This is a genomic window from Pseudomonas pohangensis, assembly GCF_900105995.1.
In the GTDB taxonomy this organism is placed as follows: domain Bacteria; phylum Pseudomonadota; class Gammaproteobacteria; order Pseudomonadales; family Pseudomonadaceae; genus Aquipseudomonas; species Aquipseudomonas pohangensis.
In genome coordinates, this window is sequence record NZ_LT629785.1 from 1,543,949 (window position 1) to 1,564,566 (window position 20,618).

General features: G+C 57.2%; 20 protein-coding genes and 1 tRNA gene. 6 read left to right on the forward strand and 15 right to left on the reverse strand.

The genetic code is table 11. The annotated features are described in order from the left end of the window. Positions 1-42 precede the first annotated feature (42 nt). Positions 43-119: transfer RNA gene (locus tag BLT89_RS07185), tRNA-Pro, on the forward strand. Positions 120-1,106: 987 nt separating this feature from the next. Here the strand turns inward: BLT89_RS07185 and BLT89_RS07190 are convergent. The 8 genes from BLT89_RS07190 to BLT89_RS07225 all read right to left on the reverse strand — a co-directional run bounded on the left by BLT89_RS07190 (position 1,107) and on the right by BLT89_RS07225 (position 7,302). Further along, complete coding sequence (locus BLT89_RS07190) at positions 1,107-2,858, reverse strand: DUF927 domain-containing protein (protein WP_090193801.1); 1,752 nt, start codon at positions 2,856-2,858, stop codon at positions 1,107-1,109. Next, a complete protein-coding gene (locus BLT89_RS07195) occupies positions 2,855-3,757 on the reverse strand; it encodes a toprim domain-containing protein (RefSeq protein ID WP_090193803.1) in 903 nt (300 codons plus the stop codon). Before BLT89_RS07195 ends, BLT89_RS07190 begins: the two co-directional genes overlap by 4 nt. Further along, positions 3,754-3,972 carry a hypothetical protein gene (locus BLT89_RS07200; protein WP_090193804.1) on the reverse strand — a complete coding sequence of 73 codons (219 nt, stop codon included), beginning with the start codon at positions 3,970-3,972 and terminating at the stop codon, positions 3,754-3,756. Before BLT89_RS07200 ends, BLT89_RS07195 begins: the two co-directional genes overlap by 4 nt. Next, positions 3,965-4,333: a hypothetical protein gene (locus BLT89_RS07205; protein WP_090193806.1), complete on the reverse strand. Its 369-nt coding sequence runs from the start codon at positions 4,331-4,333 to the stop codon at positions 3,965-3,967. Before BLT89_RS07205 ends, BLT89_RS07200 begins: the two co-directional genes overlap by 8 nt. Beyond that, complete coding sequence (locus BLT89_RS07210) at positions 4,330-4,536, reverse strand: AlpA family transcriptional regulator (protein WP_090193808.1); 207 nt, start codon at positions 4,534-4,536, stop codon at positions 4,330-4,332. Before BLT89_RS07210 ends, BLT89_RS07205 begins: the two co-directional genes overlap by 4 nt. A gap of 83 nt (positions 4,537-4,619) precedes the next feature. Further along, positions 4,620-5,387 (reverse strand): hypothetical protein, encoded by a 768-nt coding sequence (locus tag BLT89_RS07215; protein ID WP_090193809.1) that lies wholly within the window; start codon positions 5,385-5,387, stop codon positions 4,620-4,622. A 95-nt stretch (positions 5,388-5,482) separates the two neighbouring features. After that, the gene (locus BLT89_RS07220) at positions 5,483-5,824 is read right to left on the reverse strand and encodes a hypothetical protein (RefSeq protein ID WP_231975070.1); all 342 of its coding nucleotides are present in this window, start codon (positions 5,822-5,824) and stop codon (positions 5,483-5,485) included. Between the two features lie 101 nt (positions 5,825-5,925). Continuing rightward, on the reverse strand, positions 5,926-7,302 hold the full coding sequence (locus BLT89_RS07225; RefSeq protein WP_090193811.1) for a site-specific integrase: 1,377 nt from the start codon (positions 7,300-7,302) through the stop codon (positions 5,926-5,928). Between the two features lie 646 nt (positions 7,303-7,948). Between BLT89_RS07225 and BLT89_RS07230 the strand changes: the two genes are divergently transcribed. From BLT89_RS07230 to BLT89_RS07240, 3 genes are all read left to right on the forward strand, one after another. Beyond that, positions 7,949-8,923, forward strand: a complete 975-nt coding sequence (locus BLT89_RS07230; RefSeq protein ID WP_090193813.1) for an inovirus-type Gp2 protein — start codon at positions 7,949-7,951, stop codon at positions 8,921-8,923. An 82-nt stretch (positions 8,924-9,005) separates the two neighbouring features. After that, on the forward strand, positions 9,006-11,156 hold the full coding sequence (locus BLT89_RS07235) for an NERD domain-containing protein (RefSeq protein ID WP_231975071.1): 2,151 nt from the start codon (positions 9,006-9,008) through the stop codon (positions 11,154-11,156). A gap of 247 nt (positions 11,157-11,403) precedes the next feature. Then, positions 11,404-11,589: a helix-turn-helix transcriptional regulator gene (locus BLT89_RS07240; RefSeq protein WP_076583476.1), complete on the forward strand. Its 186-nt coding sequence runs from the start codon at positions 11,404-11,406 to the stop codon at positions 11,587-11,589. A 35-nt stretch (positions 11,590-11,624) separates the two neighbouring features. Here the strand turns inward: BLT89_RS07240 and BLT89_RS07245 are convergent, their stop codons facing one another. The 7 genes from BLT89_RS07245 to BLT89_RS07275 form a co-directional block, all read right to left on the reverse strand. Further along, a complete protein-coding gene (locus BLT89_RS07245) occupies positions 11,625-11,849 on the reverse strand; it encodes a DUF4113 domain-containing protein (protein WP_090193814.1) in 225 nt (74 codons plus the stop codon). Positions 11,850-12,154: 305 nt separating this feature from the next. Next, the gene (locus BLT89_RS07250) at positions 12,155-14,542 is read right to left on the reverse strand and encodes a TOTE conflict system archaeo-eukaryotic primase domain-containing protein (RefSeq protein ID WP_090193816.1); all 2,388 of its coding nucleotides are present in this window, start codon (positions 14,540-14,542) and stop codon (positions 12,155-12,157) included. Between the two features lie 53 nt (positions 14,543-14,595). After that, positions 14,596-14,883, reverse strand: a complete 288-nt coding sequence (locus tag BLT89_RS07255) for a type II toxin-antitoxin system RelE family toxin (protein ID WP_090193818.1) — start codon at positions 14,881-14,883, stop codon at positions 14,596-14,598. Then, entirely contained in the window at positions 14,873-15,112 is a 240-nt protein-coding gene (locus BLT89_RS07260; RefSeq protein ID WP_090193820.1) for a type II toxin-antitoxin system RelB/DinJ family antitoxin, read from the reverse strand. The genes BLT89_RS07255 and BLT89_RS07260 overlap by 11 nt, the downstream gene beginning before the upstream one ends. 921 nt (positions 15,113-16,033) lie before the next feature. Then, a complete protein-coding gene (locus tag BLT89_RS07265) occupies positions 16,034-16,651 on the reverse strand; it encodes a flavin reductase family protein (RefSeq protein ID WP_090193822.1) in 618 nt (205 codons plus the stop codon). 149 nt (positions 16,652-16,800) lie between these two features. Then, positions 16,801-18,075 carry a translesion error-prone DNA polymerase V subunit UmuC gene (gene umuC, locus BLT89_RS07270; RefSeq protein WP_090193823.1) on the reverse strand — a complete coding sequence of 425 codons (1,275 nt, stop codon included), beginning with the start codon at positions 18,073-18,075 and terminating at the stop codon, positions 16,801-16,803. Further along, on the reverse strand, positions 18,068-18,505 hold the full coding sequence (locus tag BLT89_RS07275; protein ID WP_090198801.1) for a LexA family protein: 438 nt from the start codon (positions 18,503-18,505) through the stop codon (positions 18,068-18,070). The genes umuC and BLT89_RS07275 overlap by 8 nt, the downstream gene beginning before the upstream one ends. A gap of 203 nt (positions 18,506-18,708) precedes the next feature. Between BLT89_RS07275 and BLT89_RS07280 the strand changes: the two genes are divergently transcribed. Continuing rightward, positions 18,709-19,680 (forward strand): putative 2-dehydropantoate 2-reductase, encoded by a 972-nt coding sequence (locus BLT89_RS07280; protein WP_090193825.1) that lies wholly within the window; start codon positions 18,709-18,711, stop codon positions 19,678-19,680. Further along, complete coding sequence (locus BLT89_RS07285; protein ID WP_090193827.1) at positions 19,680-20,585, forward strand: 5'-nucleotidase; 906 nt, start codon at positions 19,680-19,682, stop codon at positions 20,583-20,585. The genes BLT89_RS07280 and BLT89_RS07285 overlap by 1 nt, the downstream gene beginning before the upstream one ends. Positions 20,586-20,618 lie beyond the last annotated feature (33 nt).

A 20,618-nucleotide genomic window follows, 5' to 3' on the forward strand; every position in this document is an offset into this window, starting at 1 on the left:
AGTTCGACCCGCTTTCGGCTTGCCGTAAGCAGCTGTACCCGTCGGGGCGTAGCGCAGCCCGGTAGCGCACTTGCATGGGGTGCAAGGGGTCGAGTGTTCGAATCACTCCGTCCCGACCAAATAACCCTAGAAAATCCAGTCACTTAGCGGTCACTGGATTTTTTTATGCCTGCTCAAAACACCTTTGGCCTTGTTTCGGCTGTTCTGGTAGTAGATTGGTAGTAGATTGAGCGCAGCTAGGGCAGGGAAGGCGCACAAAAAAGCCGCCTCTATGGGCGGCCATCTCTCACAGCACCAGCACCACGGCAGCCCCCCCGTCTTGGGTCCTTCCGGGGGGTATGGCCCTTGCGGGTCATTCTAGGCCCGGTGCTGGACTACATACGGCCAGCCTTGGGGTGTGGTTGTTGTTTAATTGTTCGGCGTCTGGTCGCGCTGTCAGTGCGCTGGCGCTGGTCGATACAGCAACCGGGAGGGGGTGCCAAAAACTAACAGGCAATCCAAAACCCGAACGAAGTAGGCCGCCACTTTTACGTTTCCGCAAAATAACGACTTTGGTTTGCTGGTCGTTTCCGCTTGCCTTGGGTTTCGCTCGCCATTGCTGGCGTGGCTTTCGGGTCATACCGGAACCGGAAGCGGGGCAGCCAGGAACAGGCCATACATAGAAAAAGGCCGGGCCTCGAATTACCCGCAAAGGGGGTGGGGTCTGGGAGTACCTTTGCCGGGGTGGGTATCAGCAGGCCAAAGCCGGTATTTTGGAGACGCAAGAAAAAGGCTCTCGCATTCGTTCCGGCAATGGCTGCCCGTTGAGTTTTTCTATCCCCCTCCCGTCATGCGTTGCGCTACAACCTGGGCGGCTAAGGTTTGCGCGTTGCGGTGTTCACATTGTTATTTAGCAGGGGAACCAAGGGAACCGGGGGAACTGTCAGTAATGGCGCGGCCTGTAGCGGTTCCCTCAGTGTTTCCAGCCGGGGGAACTGGGGGAACTGGTAGCGGTCTGGTTCCCTCGGTTCCCTTTGCTAATTTGACCGGGGGAACCGCTGGAATGCCCGTGGCACTAGGCGGTTCCCTTGGTTCCCTCGGTTCCCTTGCATAAATACAAGATGCAATCACGTTTCAGGCTCCAGCCTTGCCGGGTCTATCCAGTACAGGCGCGGCTTGCTGCCATCCGGTAGGCATTTCTTGTGCTGGTGTTTGCCTGCTTCACGCTTGGCAATCGCTCCGACTGAGTCAAGCGCCAACACTACCCGGCTCAGGTCATACCCTTTGGCGGCTTCCTCCAGCCCCGTACGGTGGAACAGATACAGGCGGCCAGCCGGTAGGGTTTCCCAATACCCGGCGCGGTCGCGCGCTTCGCCGTGCGGATCGTCTGCGGCTGAAAAGCGGGTGTCACTGTGCCGGGCGATAAAGTCAGCAATGCTTTTTAGAATCTGCCTGTCCTCGCTCGGGCCTTCACCACGGGCGGCGCTCCAGCCTTTAAGCAAATCAATCATGGCTTCCCGGACGGCTCCGACTGGTAATGACAGCAGCCCCCACTTAATCGCCAGTTCTCCGGCCAGCGCCACCAGGGCGAAGCGTTCAGCGGCTCGGCCTTCCTGCCCGCTGGTGCTGGGAAACTTTGCAGCCATTGCCGCCAGCCATTCGGGCAGCTTGTCAGCATCTCCAGACGTTAGCAGCAAGCGCACAAATTCAGGCCCGGCATGGCCGTAATCGGTCACGCTGGCGCGCTGTAGTGCGTCTGAAAACTCCCGGCCTCCCGCCATGCCGTGCAAGTTATCCCATGCGCCATAGGTGCGGCGAACTGGAATATCCAGCAGCCGTATTTCCTGTCCGGCTCGGCTACGCTTGCCGCCTTCATTCATGCAAGCGGATAGCCCAAGCTCACCAGATGACAGCACCATGACGCGCCAGCGTTTGGCCTGCCTTGCTGCTCCGGTTCGGCTTGCTCTGGCCTTGCCGGTGCCGTTGGCCAAGCTGTAAACAACAGCGCCAATCTCCCTCGGGTCAGCTTCCCCGATTTCATCCAGCGCCAGCAATGTGTCATTGCGTTGGGCTGCGATACCTTCCAGCCCGTTGCCAGTGGCGCGCCATGTGCGCTTGTAGTTTTCACCGTGGCCCCATACAGAAGCGGCAGCCAGAATGGCGGAACTCTTGCCGGTGCTGGAATCTCCGACAATGTGAAAGCCTCCCCCTTGCCCTTGAACGTGGAACAGCAGCGCACCAGCCAGCGAAGCGCAAACACTCAACAGCAACAGCGGGTTGCCTTCACACTTTGCACCGATGGTTGATTGCCAGCCTTCCAGCGTGCCGCCTTTTCGGTAGTCATCCAGGTTGGCGGTTTCACTTTGGAACATGGCGTCACCCTTGCCGATGTTCTGCCTTGGCATGATGAACAGCTCGGGCGTATGCCAGCCGGTGGCCGTGGCCGCTATAACTCTATCCTTCGGGTATTGGCAGGCGATGAACTGGCACACTTGATTCCGGCGCTTGTAGTCAACATCCAGCCCCATGCCCAGCAGCACAGCCAGAATTGCGTCAGGCCGTCCGGCTAGCAGTTCGTTAGGCATAGCCCATTTAAGCCAGCGGTTGTCAGCATTACGAAAGCGCAACAGCCGCCCGTAGTCGCTGTCCTGTCCTTCGCTGCGGGTCACGGCGTCGATATGCAAAGGCGAGCAAAGCCATTCGTCATATGGAATTTCTGCGCCTGTTTTATCGTCGATCTTGTGGCCGTGATACCAGACGCCAGCGCGGTATGGCTTCTGGTCTATGGTGGTCTTGATGTCATAGACGCGCCACGCTGGCCTGATGATTTCGGCGTGTTCTGCTTCTGGTATCAGCGGGGTTACGGTTGCGGCTGTCATTGGTTAGCCCTCCACTGGCGCAGGTCGTTAAAGTCGGTCAGGTTCAGCGGGGCGTCATCCGGGAAGGGTGGCAGCACCAGCCCACAACCAAGCGCAGCAGCGGCCTTGATTGCAGCCGTCTTGCCTGGGTTGCCTTCGGTCTGGCGGTCATCATCTCCAGCAATTATCAAAACGGCGTCGGGGTGCTCCCGTCTTAGCTGCCTGCCCACTTCCAGCAGGTTGCCGCAATTCATAGCGCAGGCTACGGCGTGGCCGGTTTCCTCGTGGATAGTCGCGCCGGTTGCCCAGCCTTCGCAGGTGTAAAGCGGCTGTCCTGGCTCAGCTGTGCCGATTAGCGAGTAACAGCCCTTCACCATGCCGCCCTTGAAGAATCGCTTATCCCCGTTCGGCCAGATGCGTTGAAGGTTTACCAGCTCGCCGTTGTGTATCAGCGGCACCAGCAATGCGCGGCGGTCGAAGCCTTCATAAACGAAGCCAGACAAGCGCAGGTTGTGCGGTTGCACTCCTTTGGCTATCAGGTATGGATGGTCAGCAGGCGCGGCGCTGGCAAAGCGCCATGTTGATAACGCGCTATCGGCGGCGGCCATGTTGCGCTTTATCTGCTCAGCCCTCAGCAGTCGCGCGGCGGTTTCCCTTCCTTCTGCAACTGCGGCGGCCTCTCTATGGTCGCGTGGCTCTCGGCTGCTCCAGTTGTATAGGCCACCATCCTTCCAGCTTCCAAACGTGGCGTAGGCAATGCCAGTGCTGCGGAACTCCCTTAGAACGTACCAGCCGTTTCTACTGCCCGGCTTGTCAGCAGGTACACGGAAGCGGTGAATTTTCCCGTCCGGCACTATCGGAAAATCACACGGTCCGTAATGGGCTGCCATAGCCTGTTCAAAATCCGTGGGGTAACTCATGGGCGCACCTCCTTTGGCGGTTCAAACCGTGCGAGCGCAGAACTAAGCCGGGTATTGATTTTGCGTAGCTCTACGGCGCGTTGGCTGTCCTGCTCACCAGTGCGAAAGCGGATCAAGTCGGACTGAATTGCCAACAGCAGGCAATGGCTATAAGCGTCGATATGCGGCGGCGTGTTCTTGTGTTGGTAGATGGCTGGGCAGATATGCTTAGTCATTCGTGGTTGCTCCCTGCTTGCGGCGTGTTGTGCGCTTGTTCAGCATCAGCAGCACGATGTAAGCGCGGCGGCGCTCACTCTCTGGCAGGCCGTATCGGATAACGTCGCAAGGTATGCCCCAGCGGTTCGGCACTTTCTCGGGGGTTCGGCTAAAGGTCAGGCCGTAACTATTCGCAAGCGTGCTTATGGTGCTGTTTAGACAGTGGTCGCCAATCCGCTCAGCCTCGAATCGGTTTAGTGTTTTGCCGTTTAGCAGGTGCCCTAGAACCCGCGCAATCTTGCTAGGCGGGTTGCTGGTGTCGGTGGTATTGTTGCCGTGCGACTGGCTGCTTTGTTCTTCGGAATGGGTGGCCTTTTTCATGTCCGGCCCTCCAGACGATCAGCAACCCACTGTTCGATTTCTTGGCTATCCCAGCCGACAGCACGCGAACCGATGTGCCTGGCCTTCGGGAACTTGCCTTCTTTCATCAGGTTGTAGATGTGGGCGCGGCCAAAGCCGGAACGGTGCTTAACTTCCGGCAGGCGCATGATGTGGCGGGGTGGGGTGGTTGCGGTCATTGCCATATCTCCTTTGCGCTCAGTGGCGCGTTGTGGATTTACGGCTAGATTTTCTGCGGGTGGCGGAGGGGAAAAATCCGCCTATATGCCTACGATATCCGCCCCCGGCTTTTGCGGTAGGTCAGTTGTGAATGTGGCCCTTTGTCCAGGGTTCTTTCTGCCTCGCGTCTCAACCGATCGCCTTTTGATATATCGTCCCCACCCCAATTGCGCGGCACAAGGTCAGGCCGGAGCTTGACCGCTTCGTGACACGCTGTCCCCTTTTTGTAATAGCTGGACCACCGTATGCCGGGGTTCTCTACATAGATGCGGCATGCCAAGGCGTAAAGCTCGATGACATTCTGGCGATGTACTGTCCGCTTGCCTGGCTTCCCTTTAGGCATGGTGTCGGTTTTAAAACTGTGTGCAAAAAAGTCTTTGAAGCTGGGCACGTCGAAAACTTCTTTCCGAATTTTACGCGCCTCATCAAAGGTTAAATTTCCGGCTTTAATTTCACGCTCAAACTCTTCGGCTTGCTTGTGGTTTAGCCAGTCGCTAAAGGCGCGTAGAAGCGTAGCGGCGTCACTGCTATTTAGTCCGTATATGGCGGCTCGTGTTGTGCCTTCTAGTTCGCATGTGTCGGCAATAAAATGATCGAAGTGATCCGGCGCGTAGATTATTTTTGGTGATGGTTGTCCGTCATCGATTGCTAGCACGAACTGAAAGCCTTTTTCGATAACGCTCACTTCGATAGCGTCGAATGGCCGTTGCAGTCTCTGTTCGTCATCATTACAAATACGACTTGCAAGCGTGAACGGTAAGCCCAGTATTATTTCGTGGCCTTCCTTGATCCTGATAATTATTCCGCGCGGTTCCATCCTCTCGCCTCCCACGGCGTACCCATTGAGTAGATCGGCTGGCCGGGCAGGTGGGTGCCTGCTTTTCGGGAGCTACCCTAGACCAGCCAAAGCGGCTAGATGTGTTGCGCGGCGGTCTTACCTGCTGTTTCTTGCTCTGTGTTATGCCCGTGGTCTACCAGTTTGCCAATTACTGCAAGCTCACCTCTAACCGCCCATAGTGCGTTTGCAATGACATGGTCAGCCAGTCGCCCATCATCGGCGTCGAACTGGCCTTCGATCAGTAGAAGCATTGCATCAGCTCTTGCAATGGCGCAGCTGATAGCGTCCACGGGGTAGCCCGCTGGCATGTTCTCCGGCACTGTCAAAACGTCTTCCGGTGTCGTAAAGAAACGCTGGTGGATGCTGGGGTCTGTCTTGGCGGTTGCGGTGCTACTGTTAGAATTGCTCTGTTGCATGGTGATCTCCTTTCGATCTCCGTGTGATAGCCGGGTCACTGTTTGCGCAGTGGCTCGGCACCTTCGGCTTGTGCCGAGTCTTGGTGCTGCTGCGTTGTTAGTCAGGCGCGTTTAATGCTCACCACGTTTGCGGCTTCGGGGTTGGTCAGTATCTCCAGGCGGGTGCCTAGCCGCTGCCATGCCTCGGCCATTTCTGCGGCGTAGCTGTGCCGCTGATAGGTTCGCTTGATTCTGTTTTCTTCGGTGTGATTTAAGCACCGTTCGGCTACTTCGGGCAGGACGCCTAGCGCGGTCATCATGGTGGCCCCAGTGCGGCGCAAGTCGTGCGGTGTCCATTTGCCCCCCGGCAGCAGCAGTGCTTGAGCGTGTGCGCTGCGGCGGCTCATGGTGCCCTTGCTTGGCTGGCGCTGGCGGTCGCCTAACTGTTTGGTCACGGTCTTGGGGCATACCGGCCCGGTGTTGTCCGTGTTCGGATAGCACCACGTCGACTTCCCGGTGATAGCTTCCACGCGCTTGAATTGAGCGGCGGCGAATGTCGACAGGGTGACGGTGTGCGGCTTGCCGTTCTTGCTGTGCTCGGCTGGTATCAGCCAAGTGCCTTGCTCAAGGTCTACATGCTCCCAGCGTGCGGCCATTAGTTCGCCAATACGGCAGCAGGTCGACAGTGCCAACCATGCGGCGGCTTCGGTGGTAATCAGCAGCCGGGCATCTGGCATTTGCTTAAACAACTGGCGGATTTCAGCCTCGGACAACACGCGGTCGCGCTCTACGTCCTTGCCGCCAATCTTGGCTTTGCGAATGCTGGCGCTTGGGTCGGCGTCGATCAGGTCACGGTCGACAGCAAAGCGGAACATTTGCCGCACTAGACTAAATACCTGCTTGGCTGTGCGATTAACGCCACGCGATAGCAGGGCGTCGGTCACTTCGGTGATATGGCCTTTCTTAACGTCAGCCACGGCCAGATTGCCGATGATGGGTAGCACGTTCCTTTCAAACATACGGCGAACAGCAGCGCCACCGTCCTTGTGCTTGGCTAGGTCTACCTTTGCCCAATGCTCGAATAGTTGCGTCACGCTCTTACGCGCTTCTTGGCGGCGCTGTTCGGCTTCGGCTTCGGCCTTGTCTGCGGCTAGTCGTGCCTGCTCGGCTTCACGCGCTGCTATGCGGTCGGCTTCGATGGCTTCCAGATGTTCGCGAACATTCTTTATTCCGGACTTGTGAATGCTTGCCAGCTCCATTGCTCGCTGTCTTGCATCTGACAGGGTCATGGTGCCGTCATCATCAGCGGAACCATAGGTTCCAATGGGCAGTGCGTAACGCTTGCCAGACTCGTTTACATACTCGAAATAGAACAGCCGCCCTCCGGTTGGTGTGATCCTGGCAACAAGGGTGCCGTGCCCCCATATGGCCGTTTCTCTCAACCATTTGTGTGCTGCTCCGGGCTTGGCTTTCATTTCCTTGTCAGTGATGTTTGCCATGCCTTTCGCCTCTCTGGTAGTAGATTGGTAGTAGATTGAGACTAGCTAAGAGTGGATATTAGCGGAAGTCAGCAGACAAGGCAAAACAGATAAAGCCAGTATTTACGGGGCTTGCAGGCGTTTTAGTGGATTTTTCTAGATGGCTTTGGAGGTCAAGTTACGGGTATGGGGTGCAAGGGGTCGAGTGTTCGAATCACTCCGTCCCGACCAAATAACCCTAGAAAATCCAGTCACTTAACGGTGACTGGATTTTTTTATGCCTGATGGTTTCTCTCCCCGCCCAGAAATCTGCGTTTTGGTCACCGTTGGGTCACCGTTAGCCCTAATCTGATTTCTCCAGATTGGCCTCGTCACCGTTTCGGCCATCTTGAGGCTCTGCTAAGCCGGAGCGCCACTCAGCTAACTCTCCCAAAGCTCAGTACGGAAAATCTCTCGGCAGGCTGGGCAATGTTGCCCCCGATCGCCCGATCTGATCGTGAGTGCCAGCATTCTGCTGGGCTGCATCTATTGATATAGCTATTAACTATCTAATCTACCTATCCAATAGCAACCATCACCACTGACTACCACGAGAGGGAAAGAGGACCAGTAAAAAGAAACAGATCACGTACCTGGTATGCACCATCAACCAACTAGGTACTCAGCCATGAACAACCGCAAGCACAACACCCACCTCTCCCAGTCCGACATAGCCCTGCAGATCGAATCACTCGTCCAGGCTATCGAGCACAGCGATACACCCGTATTCCGGATCACGCACAAACGGTCAGGCTATGAGCGTGTCGAGCAGACCAGACTGTCCCGATACTTCATCCACGTCCAGCAGATGCACAACCTTTTCGATGATCGAGTGCCATACGACTACAGCGAGCACCTGTTAGCGTTCCGGGAAGCCTGTGACGACATCGGCCTTCAGCGTTCACCCAATGGTCCTGTCTGCTTGAGTGAGACGGGCACCTACTGGCTCAGTCATGAACAGAGCATGAACGTTCTTACCGATCGGATCCGTCAGTTGACTCGTCAGCGGTGGTATCAGCGCAAAGCTGGGGATCGAGCCTATGAGGCACGCAAGCAGTCGAAGGAGATCACAGCCTACTCGGATGCATTGAGGAGCCTTTACTCACGCACTACGATCGTCAGACTGGACCTGTACTACCGCCCTGAAGCTCAGGTCAGGTTACGAGTCGAGCAGGTATTCGATCACCTAGACGATCTGATCTATGAGCACGAGCGTCACCGGACTTTCGAGCACCTGATTGGCTACACCTATTCAGTCGAGCAAGGAGATCGCAATGACGGGAGTGGCTACCACATCCACGCGGCCTACTACTTCAATGGCAACCAGGTCTGCCGTGATGTCTGGAAGGCGATTGAGATCAGCGAGCTATGGGGGGAGGTCACGCGTGGTCAGGGATATGCCCATAGCTGCAACCATGACAAGGAACGGTATGGTGACGAGTGCGGCATCGGCCTGATCCAGCGGGAGGATCAGTCGAAGCGGCCCCATGTCCACAAGGCGATGAAGTATTTGGTCAAGGACGATCAGCACCTGCGCGTGAAGCCTGCAGGGGCGCGCTGTCTGCGTAAAGGTACTCTGGGTCGGTTCCGCCGGTCTGCATAGATTTTTCCGAGTTTCCTCCCTGAACTTCTGTTGATGGTTTAGGCTCCGGCCAGGAATCAAATGCTGACGAGAGCGCTGCGGGATGACGGAAAATGGAGAGCGCTGCCGACGGCACTATCAGTCGGTATACGAACGGAATCAGCCAGAGATCAGCAAGGGCCGTGCCCTTGATGAAAGCCTGCATCATTTCCTCGACCAGCGCCCGGCGGGTAAGAACCAGTCAGCTTTTGAGCGTGCGCAAGGCCTGGCAGCGGCATTGTTTTGGTTTGATGCGGGTGCGGTTGCTCAATCCGAACTCGCTAGCCTGGCACTCAGCAGGGTGCTGCATTTCGATAATGCAGTCAGCATCGATCTGCTGTTGCACCTTGCCAGCCATAACCCGGAAACCCTCAGATGGGCGATTCGCTACTCGAAGCTGTTTGAGCGTATCGAGTCGCCGCTTTTGCTTGCCCTGCGTGCGGCGCTCCCAGGGGATGACTGGCAAGTATTCTTCGGTGTTTGTGATCGATTGCTTGATCAGCTCAAGCCCTTTGATGAGCTGATTGCTCACGCCGAAAAACAGCTAAAGCACTTGTCGCTGCTGGAGCTGTTTTCCTACCTCAGTGTTCTGGCCTACCAGGCATTTACCGAAGACGGTTCCGATGATCCTTCCGGTCAGCAGTGGAAGGTCTACAACCGCATTATTTTGAACAAGCTTCGCGTTTGCTCGGAAGAGGATTTCCGCCTTAGCGAGTCACGGCTTGGGCAATCGCTGAAACGGCACCTGTCACCGATTATCTTTCCCGGATCCAGCAATTCTGACGGGGTGAGATGTCGTCAAAATCTCGAATCTTTGGCCCTACTGATTGACGCCACTCAAGAGCGGATCGACTACGAAGGCTCCATCGACTGGTTCTGCTTCGATCCCGAATGCCGTTATCAGCTAAAACCGGGCGAGTCGGTTATCTACAACCAGTCGAAGACGGGAACAGAGCGCTGGCAACGAACCGGGCGCAAGAGTGATCTGCTTTGGCACTACTGGATGAATCGTGCGGTGCACGAATTCGCCCTCTCCGGTATGGCTGAACAAATCATCGGCTCACCTGAGAATCATGAGCTAAACCAGCTGGCCTTTATCAAGGCGGTTCGCAGCCAGCTGCAGTTGCAGCAGATTTACGGTTTGGAAGATCGCGTCTCGCTCAAAGATGGTTCCCAGGTGCAGCTACATCACTTGCTGCTGGCAAGCGAGCTGACCTCGGTTTTCTTTCAGAAAGAGTTTATCCAGCCATTCCAGAGTCACTTGCGCGAGTCGGGCGTGCTTACACAGGCACTAGGGCGCTTAGCCATGAACGGCATGCTTTCCGGTGAAAACCGGTTCCCCATTACCTGGTCCGAAGAGCAAGAAAAGATCCGCAAGATCACAAGCTGGACTGTTTGCGACGAACACCCGAAAGGCAGCGCAGATTCAGCCAAGGCCATCCTTACGTTTTGGACAAGCGACTTCAAAGCGCTATCCCAGCAATTGAAGCAGCAACCCCGTATGCCTGCGCCGCGCCTGTACGAGCAGCCCTTTTACAAAATCGGACGCTATAGCTTTCAGTTCCCTTGGGTTGGTGCGCAGCAAAACAACCTGACGGCAGCCATCAATAACCTGCGGCGCGTTAACGCCCGCAGAGCGGATGCGCAGGCAGAAACGCAACGAGTGGAGCTGGCGTTGGCCGAGAGTCTCCGGCAACGAGGCTTTGCCGTTGAGGTGGGGTATCGGCCGGCTGTGACAGACGCTGATGATGCCGGCGAGGTGGATCTGATCTGTCACCTTGATGGCGTAGTGCTGCTCTTGGAAGTCAAGTCGGGGTATATCCGCTCGACCAGGCATGAGGTCTGGGTGCATCTCACCAACACGTTGCGCAAGGCTGCCTGGCAGTTACGCCGCAAGCAGGTAGCGGTGCTTAGTGCGCTGATGGCCGATCAAGAGCTGCGCGCCAGGCTGGGCTATAACGGTCATGAGCCGGGGGCAGCTTTGCGCGCCTGGATCGTCGATACCTCTATTGAGCTCGATGGGCAGTTAGTTGATGGTTTCAGGGTTGTGTCTCGTGAAGCTCTTGAAGTCATTCTGCGTGATGAGAGGCAGCTCCTTAGGCCAATAGATCAGCTTGACGAGGAAAGTCGTGATTCATTGTTTCCTGGGGGGTTCAAAGTCGACCGATTCATCGCCGTTGTTGAGTCGGATGAGCTGTGGCGAGACCTTTGCTAGAGCCTGAATATCGGCGACTTTGGTTCATCCGAATGAAGAGTTCAGTTGAGCCGGCCACGTAGGCGCAAGGTAATGAGGTACCCGGCCCAGGATGGTCGGCGTGCGCCTGCACTCGAAGCTTGAAGGGCGGACGATCGGGTTTTTCGCCCGTTGAGATAGAACCTTCACATGAGCATGGTTTGTGCCTCATTTGCAGACGCTCAGTCAAAGCCAACTCTGAAGCGAATCAAACGGAGTGTGGCTTGTCATGAAAGTATTACGCTTGAATTCTGTCGTCTTGGCCACGGGACTTGCCAGGTCAACGATCTACAAACTAATTGGCTCAGGTGAATTTCCGCGGCCTGTACCCCTGACCGCGCGAAGTGTTGGTTGGATTGAGGGCGAGGTGATTGCTTGGATCCAGTCGAAAATTGAAGAGCGCGAAAGGGAGTGAGTGTTTAAGCAAATCTGAGGTGGTGGGGGGGGGCATTATTGCGCCTTGGCCACCATTAATTCAGACCAGCGGGTGGTGTATGCAGGGGAGAGCAATTCTCTTCGCATAGCCCACTCGACTGGTTTGGCGATGCGCCCTGGCTGCAGCGTACCTCGACCCCAGCGGTTGTTGATCGCGTCCAGGGTGCTCATCAGTCGCTCGGTTTTCACTGGCTGTTCAGGGGCGAACAGATCCGGGGTGTACTCATTCTTGCGACACATTCCGAACTCTATAAAAATCAATGAGTTACGCTATAGATTGGCGCACTTATTGTCATGATTGAACAGCAATAAGTGTCATTTTCCGGCGAAATCACCGCTATTAATGTCATTTCCCGCACGCCCCTGAAACGAGCGGCTCACGGCACTACATTTCACCTTTGCCACCGAGCCCCGAGAACACCCCTCACGCTGTGGCTGCGTTGACACATTGTCAACGAACATCAGATTACTGCGATTTCGCCCAGCTTGAAATAGCTCGGCAAGGGCTACGACGAGTGGAGCATTTGGTTCATAACTGAGGCCTTTTAGCCCTGTGCCAGTAGCTCCATTGAACTGGAAGAATCAGCGACTCGATAGCCCATAGCCTTGTAACCAGCTTGTCGCTTGCTCCACATCCGGAGCAAAGCAGGATGCCCTGTATCGATGAAATCGAGGATGCGCACATCGGCCTTGCTCACGTGCTCCCTATGCAAGCGCCCCGCATACTGCTGCAAAGTACCCTTCCAGGAAACGGGCATGGCCAGAACCAAGGTATCCAGTGCCGGGTGATCGAAACCCTCGCCGACCAGTTTCCCTGTTGCAAGAATCACCCTTGGTGCATCAGGTGGTAGTTCTGACAACGCTCCAATTTGTGCAGCGCGCTGTTTCTTGGACAGCCGCCCATGCAAGATGCATAGATTCTCGACCCGCCCTACCAGTTGCTCCTCAATGGCGTGGAGGTGATCTGTTCGATCAGTCAGCACTAGGATCTTTCTACCCTGAGTTGAGGCTTCTTTTACTTCAGCAATAATTTTGGCCGTTCGTTCCGTATCACTGCAAACCTGTAAGAAGACATCTTGAATACCTGAGCCTTCAGGCATGACTATCTGTCGAGACAGCCACTGCGGCATCACAACCAGATCCGCTGGAGCACTTTCGGGCCGAGCCGCTGTATATCGAATAGGCCCACACTGCATGAAAATAATCGGTTGCTGGCCATCTCGACGTATTGGTGTAGCGGTCAGACCCAGCACATATTTAGCACCAGCAGCCTTGAGCAGAGCCTCGAAGGAAATGGCCGACAGGTGATGGCATTCATCCACGATGATTTGCCCGTACTTTTGCACCTGCTCACTGACTTCGCCCTGCCGCGACAATGACTGCATAACTGCCACATCGATTATTCCTGTTGGCTTGGACTTACCGCCGCCTATGCTCCCGAACGTCGACCTATCCACCTCCAGAAAAGCCTGCAAACGCTCCCTCCATTGCTGAAGTAGCTCTGTGCGGTGAACCAATATCAGTGTGTTTACACTTCGCCGGGCAATCAGAGCAGCCGCCGTTACGGTTTTGCCAAAAGCGGTAGGTGCACAGAGGATCCCTGTGTCGTGCTCTAGCATGCCTACGAGCGCAGCCTCTTGATCTGGACGTAACTTGCCCGCAAAACGAACATCGATGGGCTCTCCTGCAAAACGCTCATCGTGCAACACCAACTTAATCGCGTTTTCTTGCAGCAGCGTTTGAACGTCATCCAGGCAGCCACGAGGTAAGCCAATATGCTGCGGAAAGTTTTCGGCACAACCGATGATTCTCGGCGTATTCCACACGGACATGCGCATAGCCTGTGCTTTATAAAACTCAGGGTTCTGAAAAGCAGCCAACCGGATGAGTTTGTTGACTAATGGCTGGGGTAATTCAGATTTATTGAAATAGATCTGGTTAGCCAAAGTCACATTCACTGATTCAGGTAGCACGCACACCAACTTTTGCGTCTTTGCCGGTGTTCGATGCCATGGCTTCAGCTCATCTTCATCCGCTATTGCGGTGACATCCAAAGGATCCCGGCCCCCGCTAGCACGCAATGTCGTCGGCGCAATGTCCTGTCCGGACATCGGCTTAATGCTGGCCAAAAATGCCCACTGATCGGAATAGGGTGTCAGCGTCTCATCAACAAAAACACTGCCGTTGTGCGCGCGGGCCCGTTTTTGCAGGGGCAGAGCAATCAAGTTGCCAAAGCCACCTTTCGGCATGTTGTCCTGGTTTGGGAAAAGCCGGTCATATGACTCCAGCTTCAGCTGCCTCGTGCGCTCGCAGGTATGGCTGATGATCGCGGAGCCGAGCAATCGAGCTTCATACGCTGGGACGTTGCGATCAAAGAAAATCCAAGCATGCGCCCCATTGCCTGAGCGGGAGATTTCTATCGCTACAGGCACGTCTAGCTCACGGCATGACTGGACGAAAGCCGTTACGTCCTCGCGCCAGTCGGCCTCGTCAAAATCCACCGCCAAGAAATAGCAGGTGTTATCCACCAGCAAAGGGTAAACGCCGATTACCGTCTCTCCGGCTAAGTGCTTGTAGAGCACCTGCTCGGTCAGCGGCAAAAATTTTCGGTGTGAACACTCCCCGCACTTGATGCGGGGTTTCTCACACACACCCGCACGCCATTCATTGGCACAAGCTGGCGAATAGCCTGACTTACCGGTCTTATTTTCCCACCTAGCGGGAAACACATCTTCTCGGCCTCGGAACAATCTCCTGAACAGCGCCAGTTTGCCTGTTGTGTCGAGACTCGAACCTATAAGAGGAGATGAGCTTGCCGATTCAACTTGCGGCGTTGAGTCAGGCAAGCGCCACTCAACACCATGCGACTCCAATAGCGCGATCAAGCGCGCATTCTCGGCCCGCAAATGTCCAAGCAAATCAGCATCACTCATCACATTGAAGCCACTCTCTGTTCCACAGAAGTAAAAGGTCTGCGACTAGGCGGCTATTTCAGACGATCGTCAGCCTTGCGATAGACCTGTTCACGCTCACGTCGATCAACCGCGACGACAAACACTACGACTTCGTCGTCGAGCACCTGATAAACCAATCGATAGCCACTGCTGCGCAGCTTAATCTTGTAGCAGTCGGGTAGCGTGTGCAGGCGATTAGCCTCGATGCGAGGGTTGAGCAATATCGCAGCAAGTTTTTTCTTGAGCTGCTGGCGAACGGTGTCGCCCAGCTTGTGCCATTCCTTCAGTGCCCGCGCATCGAATTCGAGGCTATAAGTCATCCAGCGCAACCTTCACGCGCTGAGGGGACGACAGTCGCTCGCGAACGGTAGCGATCAATGCCTCATCTTCTTCTGTCATCAAGACAGGGCGGAAAGGCAACTGTCCACGCTCAGCCACATACTGCAAAGCTTGGCGCATGAGCTCAGAGGGTGTGACACCCAGACGATCAAGCTCGCTGTAAGCGCGAGCTTTTAGGTCATCGTCGATGCGTATATTAATAGAAGCCATCACAGCGGCCCTCAGGTAATGACAATTGTCATTACAATGGCAGTATCGCGCAACTATTGCAACTAGATAGCTCGCGCAAATTTAAGCAGTGATAACCGAACGCCAGTTTTTGAAGCGGCACTAACCGCACGAAACTACTCAGTGGGGGAGTGCAAAGTATCTCGAGAAACGCATTTCAAACTGAGCACGATAGCAATGTGTAAATTTTGCACATTGCTAGACATCACGCCTGATGAACTCTACCGGTACGGCTCCCCCGTGACTCAGGGGTGAGCCGGCTCAGCCAGGATGCCCCTAGCTAACTTATCGACATGCTTATCAAAGCTGCGTGAGCATCGGGAGATCCTGATGTGTTTTCGCAGAAGCCGATAAATAATGAACAATATAGGAATTGCGATACTAGCCCCGATCACTACGTCCTGCCTGCCTGATGGCCTCATCGCAACATCTTGCATTGTCCACGAATAAAACGAGGGTTGAGGTCAGCCACTGTGCATTTGCAGTCGCCAGACCCGGATCAACAGACCGTGAAATATGCTTTTCCTATCCGGTTAAGTCGGTGTCTTTGAAGAGGCGAGGTGCGCTACCTGCGGAGGTAACCGGGTCTGCCGGACCAGTCAGCAACCCTGAGGAGTTCTACTGGTTGTTCGAGCTGGGTAATGGTGTGAGATTGCCAGCGCCTGTCATCAAGCACGGACTGCGCGGGCATTACGTGAAACTTACTGATATATCTGCACTTTCCCGCCCCGGTCTCTGGTGCGACTTGCCTGATCGCTATTCATTTCTTTTTGAAGCATGACCGACATCATCGGCAGGCCAACCCGCTCCCGCATGATGTCAGGTATTCGAGGACTTGACACACGGCCGGGAATTGCCAGGCGAGCAAAACAGGGTGCCGAAGCCAGTTAAGGCTTAAATCACCTACGGCCTATACATCCTGAACAACCCTCCCGCATCAATCCGGAAGTAATCCGCCGCACCGCCTCCGCGCAATACCGGTTCTGCGGCGGCGGTGTCGTAGATGCCGTCTTTCAGTAGCGTGCGGGCGATGTGGACGGCTACCACTTCACCGAGGATCAGCCAGCTGGGGATCAGTGACTGGTCGGCAGCTTGCAGCTGGATGATCTGCGTGAGCTTGCATTCAAACGACACCGGGCTTTCCAGTACCCGTGGCACGGCGATCTGCCGGGAGGCTGCGGGGGTCAGGCCGCTGAGTTGGAATTCATCTACCTCCGGAGCTACTGCGGCGCTGCTCTGGTTCATGGCTGCGGCCAGGGTGCGGGTCACCAGGTTCCAGCTGAACTCGCCGGTCTGTTCAATGTTGTTCAGGCTGTCCTTGCGGCCGACGCTGGAGAAGCCAATGATTGGCGGCACGTAATTGAACGCATTGAAGAAGCTGTAGGGCGCCAGATTCAGCCGGCCCTGCGCATCCTGCGAGCCAATCCAGCCAATCGGGCGCGGGCCGATGATGGCGTTGAACGGGTCATGGGGCAGGCCGTGACCGTGGGCGGGTTCGTAGTAATGCATGTCGGCGGGCATTGACGGGCGCTCCTGTGTTGTGACGGATTCTGCCTGCATTCGTAGGTGCAGGCTAATCCCTGCATGGTAAGTGCTCGTCAGGCATGACGGGCAGGTTGAGGGGGCCGTTTCCGGCCTTGCTGGTCTATGTCCGGCCCCGACACGCCCGGCTAGGTTGCGGCTATCTGCCAAAGCCCGTTGAACTGTGTGGTAAACGCCGGGCTCAGCAATTGCTGGCGCATGCGCCATTCGGGGGCGGGCTGGAGTCTGGCGGGGTGCAGGGTGCCGCGGCCCCATTTGCCATTGATCTGGTCCAGCACGCCCATCAGCCGGTCGACCCGTGCGGGTTGCTCGGGGGCGAACAGGTCGGTGGTGTATTCGTCGCGCTGGCACAGGCCGAGCAGCAGCACCTGGGCCTTGGCGTAGGCGAAGCCGGGACGGTAGAGGCTGGTCAGGCATTGCTGGGCGGCCTGGCTGATCAGGCGAGTGTCGTCCGTGGGGTAGGGCAGCTGGCACAGGGCGCCGTTGGCGTAGCGCGCTTCCTCCGGGTTGAACATGCCGGTGCGCAGGCTGACGCGGATTTGCCGGCACACCGAGTGTTGCTGGCGCAGCTTTTCCGCGGCACGGGTGGCGAAGCTGGCAACCGCTTCCTGGATCGGCGGCAGCTCGCGCAGGCGCTTGCCGAAGGAGCGGCTGCAGCAGATTTCCTGCCGCGGCGGGGTGCAGTCTTCCAGTGCCAGGCAGGAGGTGCCGTTGAGCTCACGCACGGTTTTTTCGAGGGTCACGCTGAAGCGCTGGCGCAGTGTGGCGGCATCGGCCCGGGCGAGGTCCCGGGCGGTGTTGATCTGCATGGCCTGCAGCTGATCCTTCAGGCGCCGGCCGATGCCCCAGACTTCTTCCACCGGCATGGCTTTGAGCAGCTTGTCGCGGCGCAGCGGGTCGCGCAGGTCGACCACGCCGCCGGTCTGTTTCTGCCAGCGCTTGGCCGCGTGATTGGCCAGCTTGGCCAGGGTCTTGGTGGGGGCGATGCCGATGCCGACCGGGATGCCGGTTTTCTGCAGCACTTCGGCACGTACCGAGCGCCCCAGCGCTTCGAGCGGTTCCGGCAGGCCGCTGACGTCGGCAAAGGCTTCGTCGATGCTGTAGACCTCGACAACCGGGAAGCGGCCTTCGAGGATGCGCATGACCCGTTCGCTCATGTCGCCGTACAGCGCATAGTTGCTGCTGAACACGACGATGCCCTGACGTTTCAGGTCATGGCGGATTTCATGAAACAGCGCGCCCATTTTTACCAGCGGTTTGGCTTCGGCCGAGCGGGCGATCACGCAGCCGTCGTTATTGCTCAGCACGACGATGGGCGTGCGCAGCAGGTCGGGGCGGAACACGCGCTCGCAACTGGCGTAGAAGCTGTTGCAGTCGATCAGGGCGAAGGCCGGTTCAGGCATGCTGGCGGTGCCCGTGCAGGCTGTGGGTGACCACGCCCCAGACCAGCAGTTCATCGCCCTCGAGGATGTAGCGCGGCGCATAGCGCGGGTTTTCTGCACGCAGGATGATCTGGCCGTTCTCGTGGCACAGGCGTTTGACGAATACTTCGCCGTTGATGCTGGCCACGACCACGTCGCCATGGCGGGCAGTCAGGGCACGGCTGACGATCAGCAGGTCCTCGTCAAAAATCCCGGCCTCCTGCATGCTCTCGCCGCTGACGCGCACGATGTAGGTGTGTGGGGCCTGGATGTCGAGCAGCTCGTCGAGCGAGAGCATCTGCTCCATGTGGTCCAGCGCCGGGCTGGGAAAGCCGGCCGGTACCTTGGCGTCGAACAGGGGCAGTAATGCGCTGGAAGGCTCGATGGCGCCCAGCAGGGTGGCGTTGCTCATGAAGGTTGAACTCGAATGCTGTGTATATATACAGTATTCTTGCCGGCTGACGAGTTCAAGCTTGCTGTGCAGGTACGCCCGGGGTGCGCCGGGTACAGATAGCGTGCCGTTGGCTGCAAACTGCAGCAGCACAGGTTAGGCTGTTAATCTGTTTGCCGGCCGTTCTGGCCGGTGTTTTTTGACGCAAACGACAGGAATCTTGCATGACCAGCAGTTCAGGTGCAGCGCCGCGTATCGGCATCATTGGCACAGGCGCCATCGGCGGCTTTTACGGGGTGATGCTGGCCAGGGCCGGGCTGGATGTGCATTTCCTGCTGCGCAGCGAATATGCGGCGGTCAGGGCGCAGGGGCTGCATGTCGACAGTGCTGTGTTCGGGCAGCTGGATCTGCAGCCGGTGCAGGCCTATCAGTCGGTGGCTGAAATGCCGCCCTGCGACTGGCTGCTGGTGGGTGCCAAAACCTCAAGCAATGCCGCGCTGGCGCCGTTGATCAATCAGGCTGCGGCACCGGGTGCGCGGGTGGTGTTGCTGCAGAACGGGCTGGGTGTGGAAGACGAATTGCGGCCGTTGCTGGATGATTCACTGCATTTGCTCGGCGGCCTCTGCGTTACCTGTGTGCACCGCGCGGCGCCGGGGAAGGTGGTGCACCAGTCGCAGGGCATGATCAACCTGGGTTATCACTCCGGCCCGGCGCAGGAGACGGCTGCGCAACAAGCCATTGCCGGGGAGGGCGCTGAATTGTTCCGCCGTACGGGGCTGGAGTCCGCGGCGCTGGACAACCTGTCGCAGGCGCGCTGGCAGAAGCTGGTGTGGAATGTGCCGTATAACGGCCTTTCCGTGCTGCTCAACGCCGACACCAGTGCGCTGATGGCCAGCCAGGACGCACGTGCCCTGATCCGCGAGCTGATGCTGGAAGTGATAGCGGCTGCCGCCGCTTGCGGTTATGCGCTACCCGATGCGTATGAGGAGCGCTTGCTGAAAATCACCGACCGTATGCCCGATTACCTGCCGAGCATGTATCACGACTTCGCCGGCCAGCGCCCGATGGAGCTGCAAGCCATCTATGCTGCGCCGATAGCGGCCGCACAGGCCGCCGGCTGTGCGGTGCCGCGTATGCAGATGCTGTTGCAGGCGCTGGGTTTTCTGCAGCAGCGCAACGCGCAAAGGAGCGCCTGATGGGCAATCATCTGGGCAACAAACTGGTACTGGCGATTTCCTCCAGAGCCTTGCTGGATCTGAGCGAGAGCCACCGGGTGTATGAAAGTGAAGGCGTGGAAGCCTATCGCCAGTACCAGATCGAACATGAAGAAGAGATTCTCGCCCAGGGTGATGCCTATCCGCTGGTGGAAAAGCTCCTGTCGCTGAACGGCGCGCTTGGTCAGCAGCGGGTCGAGGTAATTCTGGTGTCGCGCAACAGTGCCGACACCGGCTTGCGCGTGTTCAACTCGATACAGCACTACGGCCTGCCGATCTCGCGCGCTGCCTTTGTCGGTGGCCGCAGCCCCTATCCCTATCTGTCTGCGTTCGGCTGTCACCTGTTTCTGTCTACCCACGCCGAAGACGTGCGCAGCGCGCTGGATGCCGGTTTTGCGGCGGCGACGATCCTTTCCGGTGGCCAGCGCCGGGCGGACAGCAACGAGTTGCGTATCGCCTTCGATGGGGATGCGGTGCTGTTTTCCGACGATTCCGAGCGGGTCTTCCAGAGCGGCGGGCTGGAAGCCTTTCAGGCCCACGAGCGCGAAGCGGCGCGGCAGCCCCTGGGCGGCGGGCCGTTCAAGCCGTTTCTGGCGGCACTCAACCTGTTGCAGCGCGAGTTTCCGGAAGAGCAGTGCCCGATTCGCACGGCGCTGGTTACCGCCCGTTCGGCACCGGCCCACGAGCGGGTCATCCGTACCTTGCGCGAGTGGAACATTCGTCTGGATGAGTCGCTGTTTCTCGGCGGGCTGGACAAGTCGGCATTTCTTGAAGCCTTTGCCGCCGATGTGTTCTTCGATGACCAGGCCGGCCATTGCGAGAAAACCCGCGAGGTGGTGGCCACCGGGCATGTGCCCCATGGTGTGAGTAATGAACCGGCTGCTTGAATGCCGCGAATTTTCCCCGGGCATCTCGCTGAT